The following is a 24,712-nucleotide window of genomic DNA, read 5'->3' as shown; positions in this document are numbered from 1 at the left end:
CTCGGCAAAATTGAGATCGCACGGCGCTGTCTCGAACGACCACAAGTGAGGCTCAAAGCAGCCGGAAAACCTTCGAATCTTCGCTTCCAGGGCGCAGCAATCGGAACAAGGCGGAGCCGTTCGGGAACGCTCCTGAGCTCACGGCCGCATTACGACGAATCTCGAAACCGCCCTTTCTCTGGACGTGTTTTGCTCATATAACACAGTCGATGTTCCAGGCACCCTCCGATGACGCGCGCGCGGATGTCGCGGCCAATGGCGAGTTGCCACAGTACTTACCCGTCCATGCCCCGCAACCTCCCGCCCCGCCGCCCGCCAAGCGCCGGTTCAGCCGTTGGCGGATCGCGCGCTGGGTGCTTGCAACCCTGCTGATCCTGCTCCTCATCACCATCGCCTGGCTCGCGATCGTCGCGCCGCCGTCGCGGACGTTGCGGCCGATCGCGCCGCCCAGCGTCACCTTGCTCGCGTCGAACGGCAGCCTGATATCCCGCCGGGGTGCCGTTACCGACAGCCCGGTCGACGTCCGTCGCCTGCCGGCGCATGTGCGCGAGGCGTTCCTCGCGATCGAGGATCGGCGTTTCTACCGACATATAGGGGTCGATCCGCGCGGGATCGCGCGCGCGGCGTGGCACGATGCGCGCGCCCGCCGGATGCAGGAGGGTGGCAGCACGATCACGCAGCAGCTGGCGAAGCTGGTCTATCTGAGTTCCGATCGAACCGCCGCGCGCAAGCTGCGCGAGATGCTGATCGCGCTGTGGCTGGAGGCGTGGCTGAGCAAGGACGAGATCCTGTCGCGCTATCTGTCCGACGTCTATTTCGGCGACAATGTCTATGGGCTGCGCGCGGCCGCGCGCCATTATTTCAGCAAGCGGCCCGAGGCGCTGACGGTGAGCGAGGCGGCGTTGCTGGCGGGGCTGATGAAGGCGCCGTCGCGGCTGGCGCCGAGCGCGAACCTGGCGGGGGCGCAGCGGCGCGCGGCTCTGGTGGTGGGGGCGATGCGGGAAGCGGGCTTCCTGACGCCGGCCGAGGCGGCGCGCGCATCGCCCGCGCGCCTGCGGCTGAAGCGCGCGCCCGAAGCGACGCAGGCGACCTATTTCAGCGACTGGGTGATGCCCGGGGTGCGCGGGGATGCGGACGACGCCTTTGCCGCGACGACGGTCCGCACCACGCTGGACGCGCGGCTGCAGCGGCTGGCGGAGCATGCCGTCGCTCAGGCCCGCCCGGCCGGCGCGCAGGTCGCCCTGGTGGCGATGCGGCCGGACGGGCGCGTGGTGGCGATGGTGGGCGGGCGCGATTATGCGAAGAGCAGCTTCAACCGCGCGGTGCAGGCGCGGCGGCAGCCGGGATCGACCTTCAAATTGTTCGTCTATCTGGCGGCGCTGCGCGATGGGATGACGCCCAACGATCTGGTCGAGGATAAGCCGATCACGATCGGCAATTGGTCCCCACGCAACAGCGACGGGCGCTATCGCGGCGCGATCACCTTGCGCGAAGCCTTTGCGCGATCGAGCAACGCCGCCGCGGTGCGGCTGACGCAGAAGGTCGGCCCGGCGGCGGTGGTGCAGGCGGCGCAGGATATGGGGATACAGAGCCCGCTGAAGGCCGAGCCGGCGATCGCGCTCGGCACGTCGGGCACCAGCCTGCTGGAGCTGACCAGCGCCTATGCCGCGGTTGCGGGCGGCACGTACCCGGTGCGGCCTTATGGCCTGCCCGGTCAGGCGGGGCGGCGCGCGGCGGCGGATGCGCCGCACCGCCTGGATGCGCGCGAGCGGGCGATGCTGCTAGATCTGCTGTCGACCGTGGTGAACAGCGGCACCGGGCGCGGGGCGGCGCTGAACGTGCACACCTATGGCAAGACCGGCACCTCGCAGGACAATCGCGATGCGTTGTTCGTGGGCTTTGCGGGCGGGCTGGCGACGGCGGTGTGGGTGGGCCGCGACGACAATCAGCCGTTGCCCGGCGTCGCGGGCGGGGGGCTGCCGGCGAACATCTGGCGCCGCTTCACCGCCGACGCGATCGGCGCCCGGCCGGCGGGCAAGCCCGTGCCGCGCGCGGTGGATCCCGATGCGGGCGAGAGCGTGGGTGGATTCCTGCGGTCGCTGCTGGATCGGATCAAGATCGACATTCACTTGTGAGCCGCGGCGCATTGGCCCGCAAGCATTGCACGCACCGACCTCTTGCGGCACCTTTCGCCGCGGGGGGACTGTCATGACGCATCAGCATAATCGCCGCACGATCCTGGCCGGGCTGGCGGCCACACCCTTGCTTTGGCCCGCAGCGGCAGCGGCCGCGCCGCCCGAATTGCTGATCCCCCCGGCGGACCGCGAATTACGCGTACCGGTGCGCGGCGGCACGATCTTCGTGCGCGTGAACGGCAATCTCCGCGCGGCGAAGAAGCCGCTGGTGCTGGTGCATGGCGGGCCCGGCGGCGCCTGCTGGCAATTGTTTCCCGCGGTGCCGCTTGCCACGGATCGCGCGATCATCCTCTACGATCAGCTCGACAGCGGCCATTCGGATGCGCCGGGCAATTCCGCCAACTGGACGATCGAGCGGTTCGCATCCGAGATCGACGCGATCCGCGCCGCGTTGGACCTGCAGGAGTTCCACCTGCACGGCCACAGCTGGGGCGGGATCGTCGCGACGCGCTACGCCGCGCGGCAGCCGCAGGGGCTGCGCAGCCTGATCGTGCAGGGATCGCCCTTGTCCGCGCGCATGTTCGCGGACAGCCAGCGCAGCCTGCTGGGCGCGCTGACGCCGGAGGAGCGCGCGATTGCGGAGCGCAATCTGGACGGCAAGCCCGTCGATCCGGAACAGCTTGGCGCCGCCGCGCGCGCGTTCCGCGCCAAATTCCTATTCCGTGGGCCGAAGCCCAAGGCGGGGCCGGCCTATATGGACGGCACGCCGCTGGATCGCGGCGACGCGGTCGCGGCCTGGTTCACCGGCGAAACAGACGGTTTCGGGTTTGGCGGCACGCTCGCGACGTTGGACGACCGCGATCTGCTGCGCCAGATCGCTGCGCCGACGCTGCTGATGGCGGGCCAATATGATTTCGTCACACCGGCGGCGATGCGCACGCTGCTGCCCCGCCTGCGGACGGGCAGCCTGATCGAGATTCCGGAGGCCGGGCACATGATCCAGTTCGATCGACCGGACGATTGGCGCCGCGCCATTACCACCTTCGTCGGCGCCCACGACGGCTGAGGCCGGACCCGGCGCTGGCCGGGCTAGCGGCGATCGTCCAGCAGCGCCCGCATGCCATTTGGCCGTTCGATCATTCGCAAGGCCTGCGCGGCGACATCGTCGCCACGCACCGCCGCGACCGAGGCCAGAAACCCCGCCTCCGATCCGCCGCCGCGTGCGGATCGCGCGATATAGTCGCGCCACACGGCGAATAGCCCGTCGGGGTCGCGCGCGCGCGCCGCCTGATCGAGCCACAGGTTGACGAGCAGGCCGCAGGAATAGCTCGCCTGGCTGTCTCCCGCCGCCAGCACGTCGTGGAGGGCGCGGCCGCCCAGCCGCCTGGCGCAATCCGCGCGCGCCTGTTCGCGCTTTGCGGCGGCAAAGGCCGGTGCGGCGCCGGCGGTGGCGAGGCTGGCAAAGGTTTCGGCGCCACCTTCGTGGATCCAGGCGCCGGCATCGTCGCCGGTCGTGATCTGGCGCTGGTAGAGGTGCCCGGCCTCGTGCGCGAAGAACCAGGCGAGGTCCTGCCCGAAATCGGGTGTCTGCATCAGGGTGGGCCAGCGCGTGCCGTAGAAATGGACGAAGACCTGCCCCGCCAGCGCACCGCCCTTGCGCCCGTCCCCGGCGCGATCGGTGAGATCATAGGAGGCGAACAGCATCGGCCGCTGCGGCAGGCGACCGAGCTTGCGGGCGAAGAACTGCATATAGGCCGGCAATTCGGTGAGCAGGCGCGTGCGGATGGCGGGGGGCAGCGCGCCGTCCAGCACCGCCACCATATCGGGCGTCTCCACCGGCTGGGTGCGGCCGAGATAGATGTTGCGGCCGTCATTGCCGTCGACCCACGTGGCGGATCCGGTGAAGCGCCGCCCGTCGAGCAGGATCGGCAGGCCCGGTGGCGCGACGATGGTCATGCGCCAGCGCGAGGCGGCCGCGCACGGGCCGGCGCAGGCGAAGAAGCGCCCGCTATGGACCAGGATACCGCCATCGCCGAAGGGCGAGAATGGCGCATAATCGCGCGGCAGATCCTGCCAGCGCGGCGGCATGGCCAAGGCAACCGCGGTGAAGGGCCGGCCATCGCGGCGGCGGACGACCTCATCCTCCTGCCCGCGCACGATTTCGAAGTCAGGCGTGGCGGACCAGCCGGTGGTGCGGCTGCCGTCGGGCGAGCGCGCGAAGTGGAGTTCGGCGACGGGGGCGGCGAAGCGATAGTCGACGCGCCAATCCCCGTTCGCACGGGCGGTGATGCGCGTATCGGGCAGGAGCGGGCGCTGGGCGGGTGCGGCGCCGGCAAAGGCCGCGAGCAGGCCGAGCGCGACCGCCCACCGAAGCGCGCGCCTTTGCATCCTTCGTCCCACGATCAGACTGTGCGGACGCGGACCGTCACCAGCCCGAGCCGCCACCGCCGCCGCCGCCGCCGCCCGACGAACCCCCGCCGGACGAGCCGCTGGAACTGGAGCTGCTGGAGGAGGAGGAAGAGGACGACCCACCCCCGCCACCCGAAGACCCGGGCGCAGTCGAGGCGGAGGCGATCTTATCGGAGAAGGACCGGCCGAGGGCTTCGGTGAGCGACCCTGGATCGGGCATCGCGCCGGCCGAGGTGGTATAGAAGGGCCGGTTGCGCACGCTGTCGTCGCTATCGACGGTGGGATCGATCGCGGCGGCGGCGAGGACGCCGGTGAAGCGCTTGGCCCAGCGGTTTTCGACATCCAGCGCCATGGCATACGGGAGATAGCGTTCGAACAGAGCGACGGTCTTTTCAGGCGGGTTGAGCTTTTCCAGCCGATCTTCCTCGGCCGTATCCAGATACATGCGGAACCCTTGGATCTGCGCGCGGATCGGCCAGAATTCCGCGGTGGGTGCGCGCAGCCGCGGCCAGGCGAACAGCATGATCGGCACCGTGAGCGCGATCGGGAGGAGCGGCCAGCCATTCCCGCCGAGCGTGCCCATCATCACAACCGCGGCGCAGGCCTGAAGATAACCCAGGCCGAGCACGATCCATATCATCCAGAGGAGGATCTTGAGGCCGGTCTTTTCGCCCTTCGGCAGCGCGTCGCGCGTGCGGGCGATCCAGCGGAGGAGGATATAGCCGAACACCACGATGGCGCCGAGCACGAGCGTAACCGTCAGGATCGAGCGGGGGCTGAGCAGCGCCAGCACCCACGATACCAACAGCAACGCCCCGAACATCGACCGCCAGGGGCGAAGCTTGCGGCGGCCGGCATCGGAGAAATAGCGATCCTTGCCGAACGCATCGTCCAGCCCCTCGCGCAGCGAAGCCTGGGCGTCGTTGATCACGGCATAATTGGATTGCCGCAAGGCGAGCTTGCTGTTCTTCCGAAACAGGTCGCCCACCATCGCGGCTTCGGGCGGGGGAAGGGTGATGGCGCCGACATCGCCTTTTTCCAGGGTGCGGCTGGGATTGGACCCTTCGGACGTTTCCACGATCCGCAGGGCGCCGCGCACGGCGGAATCGACGATGGCGGTCGCAAAGGTGCGATCGTCATAATCCATCCGCCAGACATAGCGCAGCGCCGCCGCGGAAAAGCCTTCCGGCGGGGCGAAGAGCGGCACGATCGGCCGCGGATCGGGGTTACGCCGGGCGCGCGATACCAGCAGGCCGGCGCGGATCGCGATCGCCAGCAGCAACCCGATCGCGAGCAGCATCGGGCCGTATTGCCGCAGCATCCAGCCGAGCCGGGTGAGGAAACTCGGCTCCGCAACGACGCCCTTGCGCCAGGCGACGGCAATTGTGAGCCCCTCATTCCGATCCAGCGGGACGGTGGTGCGGAAGACGATCTGGCCGGGTTTTTCGAAGACGACCGCGGCATTGTGCGCGGTCGCCCCCTGGGGCCCGGTATAGACGGCGCGTTTTCCGAACGGCACCGCCTGCGGCAAGGTGATACGCGCCTCGGCCCGATCGATCGGGAATACCCAGCCGGTGCCGGTGGCGTTCCAGTACAGCTCGTCGACGTCGCTATAGAAGCCGAGCTGGCGGGTCGTTCGGTAATGGATGCGATAGACGTGCGGCCCCGGCTCCAGCGTGACGTCCGCACTGCCGATGCGCACGCTGGTGCCGTTCGACACCTCCTTCAACTGATAGGGTTCGGGCTTACCGTCGCGGGTCACATCCAGCACATCGAAGCCGATCTGAACCTTGCTGCCGAACGTGCCGCGATAGCGGGTGGGGAAATCCCGCAGGATCCCCCGCTGGATCTGATTGCCTTCGGAGATCAGGCTGATCGTCTCGACCACATCGAGCGCGCCGTCCCGCTGGACATGCACGTCACTGACGAAGTTGGTGATACGCTCTTCCGCCAGCGCGGCTGCAGGCGCGAGCGCGAGCAGGCCGAATGCGGCGGCCAGCCGGAAGAGGAAGCTCATGCCTTTGCGGCGCCGTCGAAGCGGACCACGGGGGCTTTTTCGATCGTGGGATCGTCATCCTCGAAATAGGGTTCTTCGTGGAAGCCGAGCGGCCGCGCGATCAGCAGGGTCGGGAAGGCGCCGACGCTGGAATTCAGATCGCGCACGGTGGCGTTGTAATAACGGCGCGCGCCTTGCAGCTCGGTCTCGACCTCGGACAATTCCTCCTGCAGCGCGCGGAAATTCGCATCCGCCTTCAGCTCCGGATAGGCTTCGGCGACAACCATGATGCGGCCGAGCGCGCCGCCCAGCGCGGCACTGGCCTGCGCGGCATCGGCGGGTGTGGTCGCCTGCAACGCCTCGCCACGGCGTGCGGTCAGCTCGTTGAGCAAGGTCTTTTCGTGCGCGGCATAGCCCTGCACAATGCTGACCAGATTGGGGATGAGATCGGCGCGGCGACGCAGCTGCACCTTGATGCCGCTCCACGCCTCCCGCACCAGCGCCCGCGCGCGGACGAGGCGGTTGAAGACGATGACGCCCCAGAGCAAGACGACGACGACAAATATTCCGACGGGCAACCAGATCGGGAAATGCATCGCGTTTTTCGCTCCAAACCGGACCAGAACAACGGACGCGTTGCACAGTTCCACGGCGCGGAACAGGGGGGCAGTTGGCGGGACAGGCGCGCCGGACGCGGCCAATTGCGCCGCTTTTCTACCTATGTCGTGGAAGATATTACCAAAAAGAGCCGGGGAGCATGCCCCCGGCCCTTTTCGTTTTCGCTGTGCCGCGAAAATCAGCCCTCGATAAAGGCGAGCAGATCGGCGTTGATGACGTCCGCATGCGTGGTCGGCATGCCATGCGGATAGCCGGGATAGGATTTCAGCACCGCGCCCGGCACGATCCGGGCGGAAAGCTTGCCGGTGGTGGCGAAAGGAACGACCTGATCGTCCTCCCCATGCATCACCAAAGTCGGCACGGCGATCGCCTTGAGATCGTCGGTGAAGTCGGTTTCGGAGAAGGCCTTGATGCCAAGCGTGTGGGCCAGCACGCTGCCCATCATGCCCTGGCGCCACCAATTGCGGCGCACGCCTTCCTTCACGTCCGCACCTTCGCGATTATAGCCGAAGAAGGGGAGCGTGAAATCGTAGAAGAATTGGGCGCGGTTGGTGGCGGTCTGGGTGCGGACATCGTCGAACACGGCGATCGGCACGCCATTGGGATTGCTGTCCGTCTGGACCATGATCGGCGCGACCGCGCTGACCAGCACCGCCTTGGCGACGCGGCCGGGCTTGGCGCGGGCGACATAGCGGGCAACCTCGCCGCCGCCGGTCGAATGGCCGATATGGACCGCGTTCTTCAGATCGAGCGCATCGGTAAGCGCGATCACATCGGCGACATAGGTATCCATGTCATGCCCGGTGGCGGATTGACTGGAGCGGCCATGGCCGCGGCGATCATGGGCGATGACGCGATAGCCCTTGAGCAGGAAGAACATCATCTGCGCGTCCCAATCGTCGGCGCTGAGCGGCCAGCCATGGTGGAACATGATCGCGGGCGCATCCTTGTCGCCCCAATCCTTGTAGAAGATCTGGGTGCCGTCCTGGGTGGTGATGGTGGCCATGAGGATATTCCCTTTGCGATGCGATCAGGGCCGGTGCGGCGCCGATGACCCAAGCATGCGCAAGAAGCGGTCACGCGAAAATAGAAACGTTGTCATCGCATCGTTTCCATTTCTTGCTGGAACTGTGGCGGGCTAATTGGGTCGGATGCGGATGGCGGTGAGGCCGCGCGCCGCCGCGTCCGGAATCTGTCCCGTCGTCATCCAGGCGAGGGCCGAACGGTAGATGTCTAGCTCCAGGATCATGCCCTGGTGGAACAGGGCCGTGCCATCGCGTCGCAGGAAGACCGTCGCATAGCCATCCGCTACCGCCGGACGCCCGACGCGCTGCTGCCATTGCGCCGGCGTGATCCGCACGATCAGGAGCCGGGGCGGCTGGGCTGCAATCACGTCGTTTAGGTAGGCGGTCCAATCGGCATAGGCTTCCGACGCGCGGTCGCGCGGCGGGATATACTGCGGTGCGATCACGATCATCGCTGGCCCCGGCGGCAAGGTGCCCTGCTTTATCGGCGTTGCCGATGCGGGCCGCGCAGGGGCGGCGCCCGGCAGCGCGATCAGGAGCGGCAGAACCCAGCAAATTATTGCCCTGACCATGTGCCTTCCCTTCCAACCGCGCAGCAGCAGGGAAGAACGATCCACGCCGCGAAACGCACCGGCATGGCCGCGCAGGCGTCCTATCGCCGCGTCAGGCGGGCGCTTGCGGTGCGATTGCGAGCGGCTTGGTCATCAATTCCAGATGCAGCATCGCGCCGCTCGGCATGGGCATTTCGAACGTGCGGACGGGGCGATAGCCGAAGGCCGCGTAAAACGGCACGGCGGGCAAGGTCGAGGTCAGTTCGGCCTCGGCAAAGCCGGCGGCGCGCGCCGCGCCTTCGCTCAGCTGGAGCAGCAGCCGCCCCACGCCCCGGCGCACATAAGCCGGATCGACGTAGAAAGCGCGGACGCGTGCGGCGTCGCGCAGAGGATCGAGCAAGGGTGCGGCCGGGCTGTCGGGTCCGTGTGCGCCGGCGATGGTCTGGCGGTAGCTCCAGCCGCCCGCGCCCGCGAGCGCGCCGTCGATTTCGGCGACGAAATAGGTGCCGTCGCGCACGAGCTGCCAATCCACGCCATAGGCATGGCGCACCGCCTCATCGATCACCGCATCGCTATAGCTGCCACTGTGCAGCGCACGGATGGAGCGCGCGGTGAGTGCGTTGATGGCGGCGACATCGGCCGGTTGCGCCAGCCGCCAGGTCAGTTGCGTATTCACGATCTACTCTCTCTAGGGGCCTGCGCGATGGCGCGGCGGGATGCGACTTCCCTCCGCTGACGGAGCCGGTGCGGCACAGCCGGAATTGTTTCTACAAATGTCGCATCGCCGCCGTCACGGGAGCAGATCGGGCTCGCGGCGCTGCAGATCGACCAGCGGCGGCGGGCGCCAGTCCGTCCTGGCCCAACGTAAGCGCGCCGCACCCGACAGGCTTTCACGGGTCTGCACCGTTGCCGCCGGATCGCGTACGGTGCGCACACCCGAACCGAACAGCCGGTAGAAGAGGGTGAGCGTGTCCTTGATCGGGCCGAGCGGATCGGGATGGAAAGCGGGGTAGGTCGGCGGCACCAGCGTCGCCGGATCGTCCACCTTCAGCCCGGCAAAGCGCGCCCGATCCACCATCCAGGCCAGCGTGACGTCGGCCAGATCGGGGCAGGGATTGCCCCCGCCAACATCGCCATGGCAGCCGGCAAACCACATCTGTTCCAGATGCTGGCCGCCGACCGCATCCGCAGGCAAGGTCCACAAGGTCGGCAGGAACGGCTTGCGCCGCTCGTCGATCGCCACCGCGTGAAAGGCATAGCGCACCAGCGACGACAAATCGGTGTCGTGGAATTCCCGGTTCACGCGAAAGACGTGCTTCAATATGCCCTGGAAGATCGTGTTGGGCACGCCCAGCGACCCGACCGTATCCCAGACTCCGATACATTGGATCGGCAGATCGCCCGGCCAGCTATAGCTGCGGCGGAACAGGCGCGACGCGGCTGCGCGCGGCATGCGCTGCCCATCGCGCGAGCGATATAGCGCGAACGCCTCCTGCGAGAGGCTTTCATTCTCGGGGCGAAGGATGCCGGAATTGCGCACGAAGCCGGCGAGCGAGCGGGCCGTATAGGCGCCCCGGCTGAACCCGAAGAAATAGAGTTCGTCCCCCGGCTGATAGGTGCGGATGAGCCAGGTGTAGCAAGCGAGCAGGATGCGGCTGATGCCATAGCCGGTCGCGCCATCGATGAAGCGCTTGGTGCGCGACGACATGGATCCGATGCCATTATGGTAGAAGACGCGTTGTTCGACGCCGTCGTCGCCGTACGCCGGCACGAGACTGGCAAGCTTGACGACATTGGTCGGAGACGGCTTGCCCCCCGCGCTGCGATCGGGCTCGTTCCAGGTGCCGTCGCAACAGACGACGATCCGCTTCACACTTGCCGCCTGTGGGGTGCATCGCCCTTCATCGCCGCATTCGTACCGGATCGGCAAAACGGGCGCGCGCTGTTTGCGGTCCACTCCGGAGGGAAAATCGGGGCCTGTTAAAAAGCTACCCCTTCCCCGCCTCGGCAGAACGCAAGGTGCCGGTGGTTAGGCAATCTGCTGGCGGACGAACCTCGCCCGCTCCGCTACGGACACCAGAGGGAGTTCCACCAGCACATAGCCCAAGCTGGAATATGCATCGACCATCGCATGGTACGTGGCTTCGGCTTCCGCTAACGTCTGCCTGCGCTGCGCGTCCTGCTCGAAAATGGCGGGCCAGGGTGGCGCGATGAACACCCTGCGCGCATAGCGGCGCTGCGCGGCCGCTTTCGACGCAGGGGGCGGCACGGGTAATCCGCACAGGCGCAAATAGCCGATCACGTCGGGAATGGCGCGATCGAAGAGGATCGGGCCGGGTGCGCTCACCGCCTCGCGGTAAGACCGCATTTCCCAGGCCAGCATCACCATCGCGAAGGCTTGGCGATCGTCCCAAGGCAGAGCTGTGCCGCCAATGTCCATTTGGTCCTGGATGATCGCCCGCCCAGCTTCCGGCATGCGGCGAACGCCCTCGGCGGCCAGAGCGTCGATCAAGCTCGTTTTACCCGACCCGGGACCGCCCGTGATAACGTGAAGATTGTCAGCCATACTGTATGTCCGCGTCGCATTGGGAATCCGGCACGCGTCCCAAAACGCCCGTCCAATCGGCACTGAACATGGCGGGCTTATTCCTTGCCGGGGACGCGCGGATCGCTTGCCACCGTCCACTGACCGAACAGCGTCAGGCCAGATGATTTGGCCAAGGCGACAGACGCCTGATTGTCGAGCTGGCAACGATATTGGGGTTCATATCCCTGTTGCCGTGAAAACATGTTGATCGCCTGAACAACCGCACGCGCGATCCCCTTCCCCCGAGCGTCGGGCAGCGTCAGCACCCCCAGATCGGCAATAAGGCTGTCATTCCACAGATTCATGCTGGCGGCAGATACGAGCCGGTCGCCGTCGAAGCATCCAAACACCGCCCAATGGTGCAACTCGACCCAGGCATCCTCCCGGTCCTGCTCGGACGCGGTGTTGTAGAATATGTCGAAGGCGGTGCGATCGGCATCGGTGAGTTGGCGCGGTGCCTTCGTCGAACCGGACGGCAGCGGTTCGTCGGTCGAAAGGTAGAAGAGATAATCCGGGTCGTGCAGCGTTACGCCAGCACGTCTCAACCCGCGTTTCAGATCATCGGGCGACACATCATCCGAGACAGCAATGCCGGATCGTTCGGCTATGTCAGGGGTGACAGCGACCTGCACGGATCCATCCGTCAGTTCAAGGATCATGGCGGGACGCTTGGGGTCCAGCGTGTCGCTGATATGAAATGACAGATTGCCAAGGATATGCAGGCATTCGGTTGCAAAGGTCCGACGCCAATAGCCGAGCACGGAATTCGATAATCTTGCCATGGCGCGGCGCTACCAGAACCGGGGTGCAATCCTAGATTCGGAATGGACTGAACCGGCCGTTTCAATGGCGCCGGGCTTTTAGGTCAGGCGGCTAGAGCGTCATGACTTTATACTGATCCGTTCGTGCCGAGTAGCGACCGAGTTGCCCGCAGGGCATATCGAGGGCGCGTATCGAGGCATTGGTGGTATCTCTCGATACGCGCTCTCGACAAGCCTGTCCTGAGCGGCTGCCTCGCAGGCAGTCGAAGGGCTCGATCGCACCTCGAGACGAACGGGTCCTGACGACGTCATCGTACTCAAGGAGAGACGTCCGCTGCGGGCAGGATCATACATGTTGGCCGCCATTCACATGAACTTCGGCGCCGTTGATGTAGGAAGCTTCGCCGGAGCAGAGAAACAGGATGGTCCGCGCGACCTCCAGCGGATCGCCCAGGCGGTTCATCGGGATCTGCTTCTCGACGATCTCGTCCGTCCCCGGCGAAAGGATGGACGTGTCGATCTCGCCGGGAGCGAGCGCATTTACGCGCACGCCGTAGCGCCCGAATTCGAACGCTTGTTCGCGCGTCAGCGCCGCGAGCGCCGCTTTGGAACAGGCATAGGCGACACCGGCGAACGGATGGACCCGCGAACCCGCGATGGAGGTGACGTTGACGATCGCGCCCTGGCTCGCCTTGAGTTCCGGCAGAAGCAGGCGCGACAGCATGGCGACGGAGAAGAAGTTGACGTTGAAGACGGACAGCCAATCCTCATAGCTCGTGTCGCAGACGCCTTTCCGCGCGCCGCCCTCCCGCTTCGGCGAGATTGCGGCGTTGTTGACGATCGCAGACAGGCCCGCACCGCCCAGCCGCTGACGCACGTCGTCCGCGAGCGCGTCGAAGCCGGCGGGGTCGGCAAGATTGGCCTGGATGTGATTGTCGCGGCCGCCCGGCCAGGGGCAATCCTCCGCAAAGGCCGCGCGCGAGACGGTGAGGACGCGCCAGCCATTCTGGTAGAAGAGTTTCACGGTGGCGTGACCGATGCCGCGGCTCGCCCCGGTGAGCAGCATCGTCCGGTTGGCGGGAGGGGTTTCCGTCAGAATGGACAAGGGCGGCGTCTCCGATGGCGCAGAGGGTTTCCGGCAGGCCGGCAATGCGATCGACCGGTCCGTACCGGAATGCGCAGACGAAGGCGCCGGCTTTGCGATCCACTCCGGAGATAAAAGGTGCGGACACTGGACGTTCCCCCCTTGGCGGCCGGATCAGGACCCATCAAAGGGAAAGATGCGCCTGATATAACAGCGATAATCGGGCGGGATGATACCGGGGAGAGACATATGGTCCGCCGCAAGCTTGCGCTTTCGATCGCGCTGTTCGGGATTACTTCGGCGTTAGGAGCCGCAAGCGCGGCGCCGCCCGCGTCCTGGGTCGGCGCATGGGGCTATTCCGCCTCCCCGAACCCGCCCGGCCTGTTGCCCCCCACGCCGATTGCCATTGCCAACGGGCCGCTGGTCCCGCTCGCGGCGCCGCCGGCCGCCGCCCCCGCAACGTCAACCGCGCCCAAGATCGAGAATCCGGGTGGGCTGCCGGTGGAGACGGGCAGCGCGGAGCTGGCCAATGTGACGATCCGGCAGATCGTGCGCATCTCGGCGACGGGCGATGCCGTCCGTCTGCGCCTGACCAACGAGAATGGCGTCGAGCCGTTGAGCCTGGGCTCGGTGCATGTCGGACTGGCCGGGCCGGACGGTGCGATCGTGCCGGGCAGCGACCGGGCCGTCACCTTCGCCGGCCATGAAGGCGTGGTCGTTCCCGCGGGCGCGCCTTTGTTGAGCGACGCCATTCCGCTGCCGGTCAAGGCGCTCGATCGGCTGGCGATATCAACCTACACGCCGGACCGTCTGGCGGTGCGCGGGGCGCGGACCCTGTTCCACTATGTCGCCGGCACGGCGGGCAACCAGACAAGCGCGGCGCGGCTGCCGGATGTGCGGCTGGCCCGCGCGCCCGCGCTGGTTAGCGAGGTCGAGGTTGCGGCCGCAAAGCCGACGCAGGCGATCGTGGCGCTGGGCGATTCGATCACGGAAGGATCCGGATCGACCGCCAACGCCTTTCGCGGCTGGCCCGACCGTCTGGCCGAACGGCTTGCCGCGCGCCCCGGCAAGGCCCGTTGGTCGGTCGTGAATGCCGGCATCGGCGGCAACCGCCTGTTGCGGCACGGCAGCGGGCCGAGCGCGCTCGCCCGCTTCGATCGCGACGTGCTGAGCGTGCCCGGCGTGAAGGTGCTGATCCTGATGGAGGGCATCAACGATATCGGCCGCGGCTTCATGACGATCGGATCGGTCGAACCGGCGCCGGCCGACGCGTTGCAGGCCGCCCAACGGCAGATCGTCGACCGCGCCCATGCCCACGGCATCCGCGTCATCGGCGTCACGCTGACGCCCTATAAAGGCGCGGGCTATTGGGCGGAGAAAGGCGAGGCGACACGCCAGGCGATGAACGCCTGGATCAGGACGTCCGGCACTTTCGACGGGGTGATCGATTTTGCCGCCGTCGTAGCGGACAAGAATGATCCGCTGAGTTTCGACCCGCGCTTCAACGATACCGATCATCTGCATCCCAATGATGCCGGCTATCGGGCGATGGGCGATGCGGTGGATCTGAAGGTCGTGACGGGCGAATAGACCGCGGTCAGGCGTTGCACACCGATCGCGTCCGTCGCCTTCGCTCAGGACGAACCGGTGTGGGGCGTGCCGCTAGCCGACATAGCGCATGGCCACATCGCAGCGTTCGTAGCGCGCGCCGTACGTGGCCATGATCTCGGCATCGTGGCGGAAACCGAGTTTCTCGTAGAGGTGAATGGCGGCCGCGCATTTGCGGCTGGTGAGCAGATAGAGCGTTTCCGCGCCCATCGCCTTCGCGCGTGCGATCGTCGCGGCCAGAAGAAATTCGCCCGCCTTCGTGCCGCGCGCGCTGGGGCGCACCCCCATCTTGGTGAGTTCGAAGCGGCCGGGACCGGTCTTTTGCAGCGCGCAGGTGCCGATCACGCCCAGGCCGGGCGCCTCCACGAACAGGATCGCGCCGCCGGGATCGACGATCCGGGCGCGCGGATTTTCCAGTACGTCGCGATCGGTCTGCTCCAGCCGGAACATATCGCCGATCCAGTCGGCATTGATGTCGTGGAAATGGTGGGCAAGATCGTCGCTATATTCCCGGATCACGCGGCCGGCGGGGTCGAGGCCGGCAACGCGCGCCTCCAGCGGGCGATCGGCCAGTGCCGCCTCCACCCCGGCGATCTGATCCAGCAACGAACCCGATAGGCCCGCCAATATGGCATCGACCGCCTGCCCTACGCGCGGCCAGATCAGCCGCTTGGCCTGAGCCATCACCTCTTCTCCGGCCGGGGTGAGCGACACGGTGCGTTGACGCAGATCGGCACCGCGCGCGGAGGCGACCAGGCCAAGCGTGGCAAGCTGCGCCACGCCGCGCGTGACCCCGGGCTGGCTGGAGCCGACCGTCTCGGCGAGTTCGCCGACCGTCATCGGCCCGCGATCGAGCGCGGCGAGCAGCGGCATATGCGTCGGCTGCACCGGCAGCCCGGCATCCGCGATCACCCGCGCCGCGCTCGCCTGCAGCCGCTCGGCAAGCCGTTTCAGGCGGCTGCCGAGGAAGACCGGGCCCATGTCCGCCAACACATCCGTAGCCATACTCATTCCCATATGCTGTTATATAACATGTTATGTTCATGCTTGCGTCTCGTCAACGGCCATTGTCGGCTTTAGGCTGCGGGCATGACGATACGACGCTGTGCGTGGGCGGAAGGCGATGCCCAGATGATCGCCTATCATGACGCCGAATGGGGCGTGCCGGTGCGTGACCCGCGCCTGTTATGGGAGATGCTGGTGCTGGAGGGGTTCCAGGCCGGCCTGTCCTGGCGCACCATCCTCCATCGCCGCGACGGCTTCCGCAGCGCGTTCGACCAGTTCGATCCGGACAGGGTGGCGCGCTATGATCAGGCCAAGATCGCGGAGCTGATGGATGATGCGCGCATCATCCGCGCCCGCGCCAAGATCGAGGCGACGATCGGAGGCGCCAAAATCTATGTGGCGATGCGCGATGCGGGCGAGGATCTCTCCGCCTGGCTGTGGGGGTTGGCGGGCGGCGCCCCGGTCCGCAACAGCGGCATCGACGTGCCCGCGAGCACGCCGATTTCGGAGGCGATCTCCAAGGCGTTGAAGGCCAGGGGGTTCAAATTCGTCGGGCCGACGATCGCTTATGCGTGGATGCAGGCCGTCGGCATGGTCAATGATCACGCGCCCGATTGCTTCCGCCGGGATCAGGTTTGATCCGCCCTCCAAGCGGTGACGATCGCGGCACAGCTTGCCGTGGCAATCGGCCTTTTTAATCCCCGGTTCAGCTGGATCGACGACAATCCGACTCGTCCATTTTCACGAAGGAGGAGTCTGATGCGGACACTTACCAAGCTTCTTCTCGCAGGTGCCGGCGCGGTCGCCGTGACCGGGGCGGCGCTCGCCACCGATCGTGGCCATGTGATGAATGTCGCGCTCCCCGACGGCAGCGTCGCCCAGATCCATTATCGCGGCAATGTCGCGCCGCAGGTCGTGGTCGCGCCCGATGCCATGCCGGTCGCCTTCGTCGAATCCGATCCGTTCGCGATGTTCGACCGCATTTCGATGGCAATGGATCATCAGATGAACGCGATGCTGCAGCAGGCGGCGATGCTCCGGCAGGCCGCGCCTTCGAGCGGCCAGATCAGCGAAGCCGCGCTCAAGAGCCTGCCGCCGGGCACGGTCAGCTATAGCTATACCTCTTACAGCAGCGGCAATGGCGCGCAGTGCAGCCAGAGCGTGCAGGTCACCGCGCTCGGCACCAATCAGGCGCCCAAGGTGATCAAGCAGAGCTCAGGCGACTGCAATGCGATGAACAGCCGCGCGCCGACGCCGGCGGTCCAGCAGGCCAAGCCGGAGGCACCCAAGGTGACCCCGGTCGTGCTGCATAAGGACAAGGCGGACGCGGAAGCCGCGCCCAAGGGCCCGATTATCTAAAACGCGATGACTTCGTAGGAACCGTTCGTCTCGAGTGGCGATCGAGCTTGTCGAGAGCGCGTATCGAGAGACCATCACCGATGCCTCGATACGCGCCCTCGATACGCCCTGCGGGCAACTCGGTCGCTACTCGGCACGAACGGCTGCGTTTAAGATCATCCTAATGCCGGCTGGAGATGGACAGGAGTTGCCCCTGCGGTGACCCCCGGCAGCGGTCCAGGCTTAAGCGAGGCTTAGGACCTCGATCGCGTCGTCGCGGCCGGCGAAGGGCAGCATTTCGCCCGCGCCCGCGCCGAGCAGCGCCTGGGCGAGCGGGGATTGCAGGCCGATCCGTCCCGCGCTCGGCTCGGCCTCATCCTCGCCCACGATGTGGACCTCGCGCCGCTGCCCGTTGAGGGTGAAGGTCACGCGGCTGCCGAAGCCGACCTCATCTTCGGGCGGCGGCGGCGCGAGTTGCGCGCTGGCGAGGCGGTGGCGCCAATAGCGCATCGTGCGCTTCTGATCGTCGGTCGCCTCCGCCATCGCCTCATATTCGGCGACCTTGGCTTCGATCAGCGCCAGGCCATGCGCCGTGACCAGATTGGGGCCCGGCGGGATCGGCAGCTCGAACTTGGGCTCGAGATGCTCTTCATCGCTCTCGCGGCGGAAGGCGACGCTCATATCCTGGTCCTCATTCTGTCACATGCCGGCGGGGCGGGCGGATCGAGCCGCCTGCCCCCGTCGGACACGCAAACGCCGCCCGGCCGTACGGCCGGGCCGTCGCATCAGCGCTGCGGTGCCGCGCCCGCAGGCGGCTGGCTGCCGGCCATCATCTCGTCGCGGGTCAGCTTGCCGTCATGGTTCGTGTCCCAGCGATCGAACAGCGCCAGATCGTGCGCCTCGATCTCGGCCGCGGTCGCCTTGCCATCATGGTTGGTATCCAGCGCGCCGAACACGCCGTCGACCATGCCCGCGGGGGGCGGGCCGCCCATCGCCTTGGTGATAACCGCCTCCAGCTCCGGCTTGGTCACGACACCGTCGTGATTGGCGTCGGCCTGCGCGATCTGCGCGCGGGAATTGGCAGTGAACTCGGCGCGGGTGATGGATTCGGGCGGCGCAGGCGGCGGGGTCTGCGCGGCGGCAGCCGTTGCGATTGCGGCGAGGCCGACGGCCGTCATGGTCTTGATCATGAAAATCCTTTCCGCGCGGGACGCGCGATAATCCTCTGTAGAAGCGCTCGGGTGCGGAGGAAAGCCGAACGCGCGCGCACGCGATAGGGTGCCGCGCGCCTGGATCGCGTCGGAACGCGTTGCGCAGGGCGGTTCGCCATGCCAAAGGCGCGCCGACCGTGCGGGTGTGGCTGCCTGATCCACGCCGCCTGAATGCCTCTGCGCATTCGCCCACGGGATTTTGGGCCTGGGAGTGTGACAATGAGCGACGTCAAGCGCGTGGTGCTGGCCTATTCCGGCGGCCTCGACACGAGCGTGATCCTGAAGTGGCTGAAGGAGACCTACAATTGCGAGGTCGTCACCTTCACCGCCGATCTGGGCCAGGGCGAGGAATTGGAGCCGGCACGCGCCAAGGCCAAGCTGATGGGCGTGCGCGACGAGCATATCTTCATCGACGATCTGCGCGACGAATTCGTGCGTGATTATGTGATGCCGATGATGCGCGCCAATGCGCTGTATGAAGGCCTGTATCTGCTCGGCACCTCGATCGCACGGCCGCTGATCGCCAAGCGCCAGATCGAGATCGCCAAGATGGTCGGCGCGGACGCGGTCAGCCATGGCGCAACCGGCAAGGGCAATGATCAGGTGCGGTTCGAGCTCGGCTATTACGCGCTCGCCCCCGACATCCGCGTGATCGCACCGTGGCGCGAATGGGACCTCACCAGCCGCACCCGCCTGATCGAATATGCCGAGCAGCACCAGATTCCCGTGCCCAAGGACAAGCGCGGCGAATCGCCTTTCTCGACCGACGCGAACCTTTTGCACACCTCGTCCGAGGGCAAGGTGCTGGAGGATCCGTGGGACGAGGTGCCGGACTATGTCTATTCGCGCACCGACAATCCCGAAGATGCGCCGGACACGCCGCAGACGATCACGATCGACTTCGAACATGGCGATGCGGTCGCGATCGACGGCGTCGGCTATGGCCCGGCCGACCTGCTCGCCAAGCTCAACGAGCTCGGCAAGACGCATGGCATTGGCCGGCTCGACCTGGTCGAGAATCGCTTCGTCGGCATGAAGAGCCGCGGCATGTACGAGACGCCGGGCGGTACCATCTATCACCTCGCCCATCGCGGCATCGAGCAGATCACGCTCGATCGCGGCGCCGCCCACCTGAAGGACGAGCTCGCGCCGCGTTATGCCGAGCTGATCTATAACGGCTTCTGGTTCTCGCCCGAGCGCGAAATGCTGCAGGCGGCGATCGACCATAGCCAGGACAAGGTGACGGGCACCGTCCGGCTCAAGCTCTACAAGGGCAGCGTGATCGTGACCGGGCGCAAATCGCCCTTCTCGCTCTATTCGGAAAAAGTCGTGACGTTCGAGGACGATCAGGGCGCCTATGATCAGCGCGATGCGGCGGGCTTCATCAAGCTGAACGCGCTGCGCCTGCGCCTGCTGGGCCGCCGCGACGGACGCTGACCTTCCGTTCGCCGCCGACGCGGATGGCGTGACGCTGGCGGTACGGGTGACGCCGCGCGCGTCCCGCACGGAGATTATCGGCGTTCACACGATGAGCGACGGCCGCACCGCGCTTGCCGTTCGGCTTGCCGCGCCGCCGGCCGAGGGCAAGGCCAATATGGCGCTCATCGACTTCCTGGGCGACGTGCTCGGCGTGGGGCGATCGGCCATCAGCTTACGCTCGGGCGCCAGTGCGCGGCTGAAACTTGTCCGCATATCCGGCAACGGTCCCGCGCTCGCGGCGCGGCTGGCGGAACTGGCGCGGCGTTAAAGATCGGGAGCACCCCAGCGCGGGCCGGGGCCATGGACCCCGCCCGTCAAAACCCCCAGTCGACAACCTTCCAGCCGCGCTTGGCGGCCATGTGGCGCAGGCCGCGACTCGGGTTTACCGCGACGGCGGTGTCGGCCCATTCCATCGCGGGCCAATCGGACACATGATCCGAGTAGAAGCGCACCTTCACCTGATCGCGGACGAGGCCCTGCTTTTCCATCCAGGCCTTGATCAGGCGCAATTTGGCCGGCCCGTAATTATTCTCGCCGTCAATCTTCGCGTGGATGATGTCGTCCAGCCCGGTGATGCTGCCCGTGGCGATGACGTCGTCAAAGCCCAGCTTCGCGGCGATCGCCTCCACATAGAATCGGTAGGAGGCGGTGGCGAGCACCAGCCTGCGGCCAGCGGCGCGATCTTCGTCGATCTGGCGCACCGCACCGGGGTGGATGTTGGTGCGGATGACGAAATCCGCAAAGGCGTCGACCGTCGGCGCGAGCCGGTTGCGCGGCACCGCGCCACCGATCAGCAGGCGCTGATTCCACTCCTTCAGGCGGCGCCGGTCGATCAGCCGCAACGCATAGGCGCCCATCGTCAACGGCACCAACGGCACCAGCGCGAGCCGCAACGGGTTCAGCGCCTTCGCCGCATGGAGCAGGAAGGGCGTATAAGTGCCCGTCCGCGTCACCGTGCGGTCCATATCGTAGATGGCGAGTTCGGTCATCGGCCGGCTTAATCTCCTGCGCCGATCATTAGCGCCTACTGCGGTTTCGCTCGACACGAACCGATGCGCCGGTGCAAGGGCCAAGGAGGAACATTACGTATCCCTAAACGCCGCCGGCTGTTGCTTCCAAACGGCCAGTTGCGCTTTTGGGTGCGTCCAATAGTCTGGCACATATGAGCGCACCCGCCGATTACCAGCTTGCAGACGACGGCAAGACGCTCCGCTTCTCCGGATCGTTGACGCTTGCGCGGCTGGGGCAGCTGCCCCAGCGGCTGGACGACCTGGAGGCATCGCCCAACAGGATCGATCTGGCGCCGGTGGAGCGGATGGACACGGTTGGCGCCTGGCTGGTCCACCGCATCGCCCGCGATGGCGATATCGCGGTGGAGGGCGCCAATGAGGATCAGGCACATCTGCTGGAACAGGTCGCCGCCGCCGATCAGCCGCTGAAGATCCGGCCCGACACGCTTCCCGGTTTCAAGCGCGTGCTGGGCCATATGGGCGAAGCGGTTGCCCGTTCGGGAACCACCTTCATCGGGCTGGTGGGCTTTTTCGGCGCGGTGATGGTTACCGTGTGGGCCCTGTTGCGCAATCCAGGCCGCATTCGCTGGAATGCGGTCATCCGCCAGTTCGAAGTGGTCGGCGTCGACGCGCTCGGCATCATCGGCCTGATGAGCTTCCTGATCGGTATCGTCATCGCCCAGCAGGGCGCGATCCAGCTGCGGCAGTTCGGCGCCGAAGTGTTCACGATCAACCTCGTCGGCCGGCTCGATCTACGCGAGCTGGGCGTGCTGATGACGGCGATCATGGTCGCCGGCCGATCCGGTTCGGCGTTCGCGGCGCAGCTCGGCTCGATGAAGCTGGCGGAAGAGGTCGATGCGATGCGCACGATCGGCGTCGCGCCGATGGAGGCGCTGGTGATCCCGCGCATCCTGGCCGGCGTGACGATGATGCCGCTGCTCGCTTTCTATTCGGCCATGATCGGGCTGATCGGCGGCGGTCTGTTCTGCTGGCTGTCGCTCGGCATTCCGCCCATCACCTTCATCGCCCGGCTGCGCGAAGTGGTGCCGATCACCGATCTGCTGCAGGGCCTGCTCAAGGCGCCGGTCTTTGGCCTGATCATCGCGGTCGCCGGCTGCTTCCAGGGCATGCAGGTGGAGGGCAATGCCGAGGCGGTCGGGCTGCGCACCACCGCCGCAGTCGTGCAGTCGATCTTCCTCGTGATCGTGCTGGATGCCTTTTTCGCGGTCTTCTTCGCATCGATCGGGTGGATATGAGCGAGCCGCGCGGCGATAACGGCGTCCGGCCGGGCAAAGGCGATGTGGTCATCTGCGTGCGCGGGCTGACCAACAGCTTCGGCGATCAGATCGTCCACGACAAGCTGGATCTGGACGTGCGGCGCGGTGAGATATTGGGCGTGGTCGGCGGATCGGGCACGGGCAAATCGGTGCTGATGCGGTCCATCATCGGCCTGCAGGATCCGCAGGCGGGCGAGGTCGAGGTCTTCGGCGAGCCGATGATCGAGCGCGAGGATACCGAAGCACGCGACGTCCGCCGCCGCTGGGGGGTGCTGTTCCAGGGGGGGGCGCTCTTCTCCACGCTGACGGTCGCCGAAAATGTGCAGGTGCCGCTGCGCGAATATTTCCCGAAGCTTGAACCGAAGCTGCTGGACGAGATCGCCGCCTACAAGGTGACGATGACCGGCCTGCCCGCGGATGCCGGCCCCAAATTCCCGTCGGAATTGTCCGGCGGCATGCGCAAGCGCGCGGGCTTGGCGCGCAGCCTCGCGCTCGATCCGGAACTGTTGTTCCTGGACGAGCCGACCGCCGGGCTCGATCCGATCGGCGCGGCCGCCTTCGACGATCTGATCAAGAGTTTGAAGGAAACGCTCGGCCTGACCGTCTTCCTGATCACGCACGATCTCGACACGCTCCATGCGATCTGCGACCGGGTCGCGGTGCTGGCGGATCGCAAGGTCGTCGCGGTCGGAACGATCCCGGAATTATTGGCGTTGGACCATCCGTGGATTCAGGAATATTTCAACGGCCCGCGCGGACGCGTCGCGCAGGCTGCGGCGGATCGCCAGGCGGAACAGGATCCGTCTGAAAATCTCAAGCGGCGCCGGGCGGCGATGGAATCCGCCGGCGGCGATTCTGCAGTGAAGGATGTGGGGGCGTGACACGCTGATGGAAAACCGCTCGAATCATGTCCTTGTCGGTGGCGTCGTGCTGGCGCTGATCGCGATCGCTTTGGCCTTCACCGTCTGGCTGGCCGGCTTCGGGGGCAGCGACGACAAGAAGTTCGACATCCTGTTCAAGACGTCGGTCGACGGGCTGGCCAAGGGGTCTGCCGTCACCTTCTCCGGCGTACCGGTCGGCAAGGTGGACGAGATCGTCGTCATGCCCGACCAGCCCGAACTCATCCGCGTGCGGATCGCGGTGAAGCGCGATACGCCGATCCTGCAGGGCACCACCGCGACCATCGCCGGCGTCGGCTTCACCGGCGTTTCCGAGATCAATCTGGACGGCGCGGTTACCGGCGCGCCACCGATCGACCAGCCCGGGCCATTCGGCCTGCCGCTCATCCCCCCCAAGGCGGGCGGCCTGGGCGCGCTGCTCAACAATGCGCCGGCCCTGCTGGATCGATTGAGCAGCCTGACCGAGCGGCTGACCGACCTGCTGAACCCGCAGAATCAGCGATCCATCAGCAATATCCTGGCGCATCTCGATACGATTTCCGGCGCGCTCGCCAATCGCAGCGGCGATATCGCGGCGACGTTGGCCGACGCCCATGTCGCCATCAAGCAGGCGGGCGACGCGGCCGAGAAGTGGGGCAAGCTGGCGGATACGACCAACAGTAACGTCAAGCCGCTGCTCGCCAACCTCAACGATGCCGTGTCGAGCGCCAAGCACAGCATGGCCAATCTCGATTCGGCGATCACCGATGCCAAGCCGGGCCTGAAGGCCCTGTCGACGCAGACCGTGCCGGCGGTGAACCAGCTCATCCGCGATCTGGGCCAGACCGCGGCAGCGCTCTCCGCCGTCTCCAGCAAGCTCGACAATGGCGGCGCCAGCGGATTGCTGGGCGGACCCAAGCTCCCCGATTACAAGCCGAGGAAGTGATGCAGAAACCGAACCTCGCTTTGCTGGCGGTCGCCGCCGCCCTGCCCCTTGCCGGCTGCATCAGCTTCAGCCCCAAGCCGCCGCCACGGCTGATGTCGCTCTCGGCGACCACGCCGCTCGCGCCCGGGCCCGCGATCACCGCGGCGGATAGCCGCGCCGTCGCGGTCGCGCCGTTCAGTGCGATCCCGCAGCTCGGCACCCAGCGCGTGCTCGTGACCGACGGTCCGACCGCGGTCGCCTATCTGAAGGGCGGCCTGTGGGCCTCGCAGCCGTCGAACCTGTTCCGCTCGCTCGTCGCCGAGACGATCACGGTGCGCACCGGCCGCGTCGTCCCTGATCCCCGCCTGCTGGCGATCCAGCCGGACACGCGCCTGTCCGGCCAGCTTTCCGCCTTCGGGCTGGATGGCCCCGGCCAGGCCGTGGTGGTGACGTTCGACGGCACCATCGCCCGCACCGGCAGCGACAGCATCCAGAGCCGCCGCTTCTCCGCGCGCGTGCCGGTGGCGTCGGAACAGCCGGACGTGGTCGCGAGCGCGCTGAATCAGGCCGCCAACCAGGTTGCGGGGGAAGTCGCCGACTGGATCGGGCGATAGCGCCTACCGATACGCCGTCATGCCAGCGAAGGCTGGCATCCACGGACCTCGCCACCCCCCAACCGCCGGGGCGAAAGAACCGCCAGCGCCGACTGTCCGTCACCGTCATAGCCCGCGGCATGCGCCATGGACCCCAGCCTGCGCTGGGGTGACGGTGGATGTGGGAAGCGTCCGCTCACCAAAACCCGTTATGCCTGAGAG

25 protein-coding genes are annotated in these 24,712 nt (G+C 66.7%); 11 read left to right on the top strand and 14 right to left on the bottom strand.

Going from position 1 to position 24,712, the window contains the following annotated elements; all coding sequences use genetic code 11:
- Nucleotides 1–209 precede the first annotated feature (209 nt).
- Together ACSBM8_RS19280 and ACSBM8_RS19275 are read left to right on the top strand one after the other, a co-directional pair.
- Nucleotides 210–2,135 carry a transglycosylase domain-containing protein gene (locus ACSBM8_RS19280; protein WP_442679602.1) on the top strand — a complete coding sequence of 642 codons (1,926 nt, stop codon included), beginning with the start codon at nt 210–212 and terminating at the stop codon, nt 2,133–2,135.
- Nucleotides 2,136–2,208: 73 nt separating this feature from the next.
- A complete protein-coding gene (locus ACSBM8_RS19275; protein ID WP_442679601.1) occupies nt 2,209–3,201 on the top strand; it encodes an alpha/beta fold hydrolase in 993 nt (330 codons plus the stop codon).
- 23 nt (nt 3,202–3,224) lie between these two features.
- On the opposite strand, the gene ACSBM8_RS19270 is transcribed toward ACSBM8_RS19275, so the two are convergent.
- The 10 genes from ACSBM8_RS19270 to ACSBM8_RS19225 all read right to left on the bottom strand — a co-directional run bounded on the left by ACSBM8_RS19270 (nt 3,225) and on the right by ACSBM8_RS19225 (nt 13,187).
- Entirely contained in the window at nt 3,225–4,523 is a 1,299-nt protein-coding gene (locus ACSBM8_RS19270) for a hypothetical protein (RefSeq protein ID WP_442679600.1), read from the bottom strand.
- A gap of 37 nt (nt 4,524–4,560) precedes the next feature.
- Entirely contained in the window at nt 4,561–6,561 is a 2,001-nt protein-coding gene (locus ACSBM8_RS19265) for a DUF2207 domain-containing protein (protein WP_442679599.1), read from the bottom strand.
- A complete protein-coding gene (locus ACSBM8_RS19260; RefSeq protein WP_442679598.1) occupies nt 6,558–7,136 on the bottom strand; it encodes a LemA family protein in 579 nt (192 codons plus the stop codon). The genes ACSBM8_RS19265 and ACSBM8_RS19260 overlap by 4 nt, the downstream gene beginning before the upstream one ends.
- 200 nt (nt 7,137–7,336) lie before the next feature.
- A complete protein-coding gene (locus ACSBM8_RS19255) occupies nt 7,337–8,164 on the bottom strand; it encodes an alpha/beta fold hydrolase (RefSeq protein ID WP_442679597.1) in 828 nt (275 codons plus the stop codon).
- Between the two features lie 132 nt (nt 8,165–8,296).
- A complete protein-coding gene (locus ACSBM8_RS19250) occupies nt 8,297–8,755 on the bottom strand; it encodes a hypothetical protein (RefSeq protein WP_442679596.1) in 459 nt (152 codons plus the stop codon).
- A gap of 91 nt (nt 8,756–8,846) precedes the next feature.
- Nucleotides 8,847–9,410: a GNAT family N-acetyltransferase gene (locus ACSBM8_RS19245; protein ID WP_442679595.1), complete on the bottom strand. Its 564-nt coding sequence runs from the start codon at nt 9,408–9,410 to the stop codon at nt 8,847–8,849.
- 114 nt (nt 9,411–9,524) lie between these two features.
- A complete protein-coding gene (locus ACSBM8_RS19240) occupies nt 9,525–10,607 on the bottom strand; it encodes a DUF2235 domain-containing protein (protein ID WP_442679594.1) in 1,083 nt (360 codons plus the stop codon).
- Between the two features lie 156 nt (nt 10,608–10,763).
- On the bottom strand, nt 10,764–11,300 hold the full coding sequence (locus ACSBM8_RS19235; protein WP_442679593.1) for an AAA family ATPase: 537 nt from the start codon (nt 11,298–11,300) through the stop codon (nt 10,764–10,766).
- Between the two features lie 77 nt (nt 11,301–11,377).
- Nucleotides 11,378–12,103: a GNAT family N-acetyltransferase gene (locus tag ACSBM8_RS19230; protein ID WP_442679592.1), complete on the bottom strand. Its 726-nt coding sequence runs from the start codon at nt 12,101–12,103 to the stop codon at nt 11,378–11,380.
- Between the two features lie 325 nt (nt 12,104–12,428).
- Nucleotides 12,429–13,187, bottom strand: a complete 759-nt coding sequence (locus ACSBM8_RS19225) for an SDR family NAD(P)-dependent oxidoreductase (RefSeq protein ID WP_442679591.1) — start codon at nt 13,185–13,187, stop codon at nt 12,429–12,431.
- Nucleotides 13,188–13,415: 228 nt separating this feature from the next.
- On the opposite strand from ACSBM8_RS19225, the gene ACSBM8_RS19220 reads away from it, so the two are divergent.
- The gene (locus ACSBM8_RS19220) at nt 13,416–14,756 is read left to right on the top strand and encodes an SGNH/GDSL hydrolase family protein (RefSeq protein ID WP_442679590.1); all 1,341 of its coding nucleotides are present in this window, start codon (nt 13,416–13,418) and stop codon (nt 14,754–14,756) included.
- 72 nt (nt 14,757–14,828) lie between these two features.
- On the opposite strand, the gene ACSBM8_RS19215 is transcribed toward ACSBM8_RS19220, so the two are convergent.
- Complete coding sequence (locus tag ACSBM8_RS19215) at nt 14,829–15,785, bottom strand: bifunctional helix-turn-helix transcriptional regulator/GNAT family N-acetyltransferase (protein ID WP_442679589.1); 957 nt, start codon at nt 15,783–15,785, stop codon at nt 14,829–14,831.
- A gap of 78 nt (nt 15,786–15,863) precedes the next feature.
- Here ACSBM8_RS19215 and ACSBM8_RS19210 point away from each other — a divergent pair, with 78 nt between their 5' ends.
- A complete protein-coding gene (locus ACSBM8_RS19210) occupies nt 15,864–16,418 on the top strand; it encodes a DNA-3-methyladenine glycosylase I (protein ID WP_442679588.1) in 555 nt (184 codons plus the stop codon).
- A 120-nt stretch (nt 16,419–16,538) separates the two neighbouring features.
- Complete coding sequence (locus ACSBM8_RS19205) at nt 16,539–17,138, top strand: hypothetical protein (RefSeq protein WP_442679587.1); 600 nt, start codon at nt 16,539–16,541, stop codon at nt 17,136–17,138.
- A 222-nt stretch (nt 17,139–17,360) separates the two neighbouring features.
- Here ACSBM8_RS19205 and ACSBM8_RS19200 read toward each other — a convergent pair whose 3' ends face one another.
- A complete protein-coding gene (locus ACSBM8_RS19200) occupies nt 17,361–17,798 on the bottom strand; it encodes a GreA/GreB family elongation factor (protein WP_442679586.1) in 438 nt (145 codons plus the stop codon).
- A gap of 104 nt (nt 17,799–17,902) precedes the next feature.
- On the bottom strand, nt 17,903–18,307 hold the full coding sequence (locus ACSBM8_RS19195; RefSeq protein WP_442679585.1) for an EF-hand domain-containing protein: 405 nt from the start codon (nt 18,305–18,307) through the stop codon (nt 17,903–17,905).
- 240 nt (nt 18,308–18,547) lie between these two features.
- Between ACSBM8_RS19195 and ACSBM8_RS19190 the strand changes: the two genes are divergently transcribed.
- Nucleotides 18,548–19,765 carry an argininosuccinate synthase gene (locus ACSBM8_RS19190; protein WP_442679584.1) on the top strand — a complete coding sequence of 406 codons (1,218 nt, stop codon included), beginning with the start codon at nt 18,548–18,550 and terminating at the stop codon, nt 19,763–19,765.
- Nucleotides 19,766–19,793: 28 nt separating this feature from the next.
- The gene (locus ACSBM8_RS19185) at nt 19,794–20,075 is read left to right on the top strand and encodes a DUF167 domain-containing protein (protein WP_442679583.1); all 282 of its coding nucleotides are present in this window, start codon (nt 19,794–19,796) and stop codon (nt 20,073–20,075) included.
- A gap of 46 nt (nt 20,076–20,121) precedes the next feature.
- Here ACSBM8_RS19185 and ACSBM8_RS19180 read toward each other — a convergent pair whose 3' ends face one another.
- Entirely contained in the window at nt 20,122–20,796 is a 675-nt protein-coding gene (locus ACSBM8_RS19180; protein WP_442679582.1) for an HAD family hydrolase, read from the bottom strand.
- 173 nt (nt 20,797–20,969) lie between these two features.
- Here ACSBM8_RS19180 and ACSBM8_RS19175 point away from each other — a divergent pair, with 173 nt between their 5' ends.
- Genes ACSBM8_RS19175 through ACSBM8_RS19160 form a run of 4 tightly spaced genes read left to right on the top strand, consistent with a single transcriptional unit; the run spans nt 20,970 to nt 24,511 of the window.
- Complete coding sequence (locus tag ACSBM8_RS19175) at nt 20,970–22,073, top strand: MlaE family lipid ABC transporter permease subunit (RefSeq protein WP_442679581.1); 1,104 nt, start codon at nt 20,970–20,972, stop codon at nt 22,071–22,073.
- Complete coding sequence (locus tag ACSBM8_RS19170) at nt 22,070–22,975, top strand: ABC transporter ATP-binding protein (protein WP_442679580.1); 906 nt, start codon at nt 22,070–22,072, stop codon at nt 22,973–22,975. The genes ACSBM8_RS19175 and ACSBM8_RS19170 overlap by 4 nt, the downstream gene beginning before the upstream one ends.
- A gap of 7 nt (nt 22,976–22,982) precedes the next feature.
- On the top strand, nt 22,983–23,918 hold the full coding sequence (locus ACSBM8_RS19165; protein ID WP_442679579.1) for an MlaD family protein: 936 nt from the start codon (nt 22,983–22,985) through the stop codon (nt 23,916–23,918).
- Complete coding sequence (locus tag ACSBM8_RS19160; protein WP_442679578.1) at nt 23,918–24,511, top strand: ABC-type transport auxiliary lipoprotein family protein; 594 nt, start codon at nt 23,918–23,920, stop codon at nt 24,509–24,511. The genes ACSBM8_RS19165 and ACSBM8_RS19160 overlap by 1 nt, the downstream gene beginning before the upstream one ends.
- Nucleotides 24,512–24,712: the final 201 nt, after the last annotated feature.

Origin of the sequence: Sphingomonas sp. ASY06-1R (assembly GCF_052180265.1) — a bacterium.
GTDB lineage: Bacteria > Pseudomonadota > Alphaproteobacteria > Sphingomonadales > Sphingomonadaceae > Sphingomonas_I.
The sequence above is the reverse complement of the archived record's forward strand: the minus strand, read 5'-3'. Positions and strand labels throughout refer to the sequence as shown.

What these genes read in the sequence shown, in the direction of transcription:
- ACSBM8_RS19160 (WP_442679578.1), top strand. Translation starts at nt 23,918, where the DNA reads ATGCAGAAACCGAACCTCGCTTTGCTGGCGGTCGCCGCCGCCCTGCCC.
- ACSBM8_RS19175 (WP_442679581.1), top strand. Translation starts at nt 20,970, where the DNA reads ATGAGCGCACCCGCCGATTACCAGCTTGCAGACGACGGCAAGACGCTC.
- ACSBM8_RS19255 (WP_442679597.1), bottom strand. Translation starts at nt 8,164, where the DNA reads ATGGCCACCATCACCACCCAGGACGGCACCCAGATCTTCTACAAGGAT.
- ACSBM8_RS19210 (WP_442679588.1), top strand. Translation starts at nt 15,864, where the DNA reads ATGACGATACGACGCTGTGCGTGGGCGGAAGGCGATGCCCAGATGATC.
- ACSBM8_RS19195 (WP_442679585.1), bottom strand. Translation starts at nt 18,307, where the DNA reads ATGATCAAGACCATGACGGCCGTCGGCCTCGCCGCAATCGCAACGGCT.
- ACSBM8_RS19165 (WP_442679579.1), top strand. Translation starts at nt 22,983, where the DNA reads ATGGAAAACCGCTCGAATCATGTCCTTGTCGGTGGCGTCGTGCTGGCG.
- ACSBM8_RS19205 (WP_442679587.1), top strand. Translation starts at nt 16,539, where the DNA reads ATGCGGACACTTACCAAGCTTCTTCTCGCAGGTGCCGGCGCGGTCGCC.
- ACSBM8_RS19280 (WP_442679602.1), top strand. Translation starts at nt 210, where the DNA reads ATGTTCCAGGCACCCTCCGATGACGCGCGCGCGGATGTCGCGGCCAAT.
- ACSBM8_RS19220 (WP_442679590.1), top strand. Translation starts at nt 13,416, where the DNA reads ATGGTCCGCCGCAAGCTTGCGCTTTCGATCGCGCTGTTCGGGATTACT.
- ACSBM8_RS19230 (WP_442679592.1), bottom strand. Translation starts at nt 12,103, where the DNA reads ATGGCAAGATTATCGAATTCCGTGCTCGGCTATTGGCGTCGGACCTTT.
- ACSBM8_RS19250 (WP_442679596.1), bottom strand. Translation starts at nt 8,755, where the DNA reads ATGGTCAGGGCAATAATTTGCTGGGTTCTGCCGCTCCTGATCGCGCTG.
- ACSBM8_RS19190 (WP_442679584.1), top strand. Translation starts at nt 18,548, where the DNA reads ATGAGCGACGTCAAGCGCGTGGTGCTGGCCTATTCCGGCGGCCTCGAC.
- ACSBM8_RS19260 (WP_442679598.1), bottom strand. Translation starts at nt 7,136, where the DNA reads ATGCATTTCCCGATCTGGTTGCCCGTCGGAATATTTGTCGTCGTCGTC.
- ACSBM8_RS19200 (WP_442679586.1), bottom strand. Translation starts at nt 17,798, where the DNA reads ATGAGCGTCGCCTTCCGCCGCGAGAGCGATGAAGAGCATCTCGAGCCC.
- ACSBM8_RS19170 (WP_442679580.1), top strand. Translation starts at nt 22,070, where the DNA reads ATGAGCGAGCCGCGCGGCGATAACGGCGTCCGGCCGGGCAAAGGCGAT.
- ACSBM8_RS19180 (WP_442679582.1), bottom strand. Translation starts at nt 20,796, where the DNA reads ATGACCGAACTCGCCATCTACGATATGGACCGCACGGTGACGCGGACG.
- ACSBM8_RS19265 (WP_442679599.1), bottom strand. Translation starts at nt 6,561, where the DNA reads ATGAGCTTCCTCTTCCGGCTGGCCGCCGCATTCGGCCTGCTCGCGCTC.
- ACSBM8_RS19215 (WP_442679589.1), bottom strand. Translation starts at nt 15,785, where the DNA reads ATGAGTATGGCTACGGATGTGTTGGCGGACATGGGCCCGGTCTTCCTC.
- ACSBM8_RS19235 (WP_442679593.1), bottom strand. Translation starts at nt 11,300, where the DNA reads ATGGCTGACAATCTTCACGTTATCACGGGCGGTCCCGGGTCGGGTAAA.
- ACSBM8_RS19270 (WP_442679600.1), bottom strand. Translation starts at nt 4,523, where the DNA reads ATGCAAAGGCGCGCGCTTCGGTGGGCGGTCGCGCTCGGCCTGCTCGCG.
- ACSBM8_RS19275 (WP_442679601.1), top strand. Translation starts at nt 2,209, where the DNA reads ATGACGCATCAGCATAATCGCCGCACGATCCTGGCCGGGCTGGCGGCC.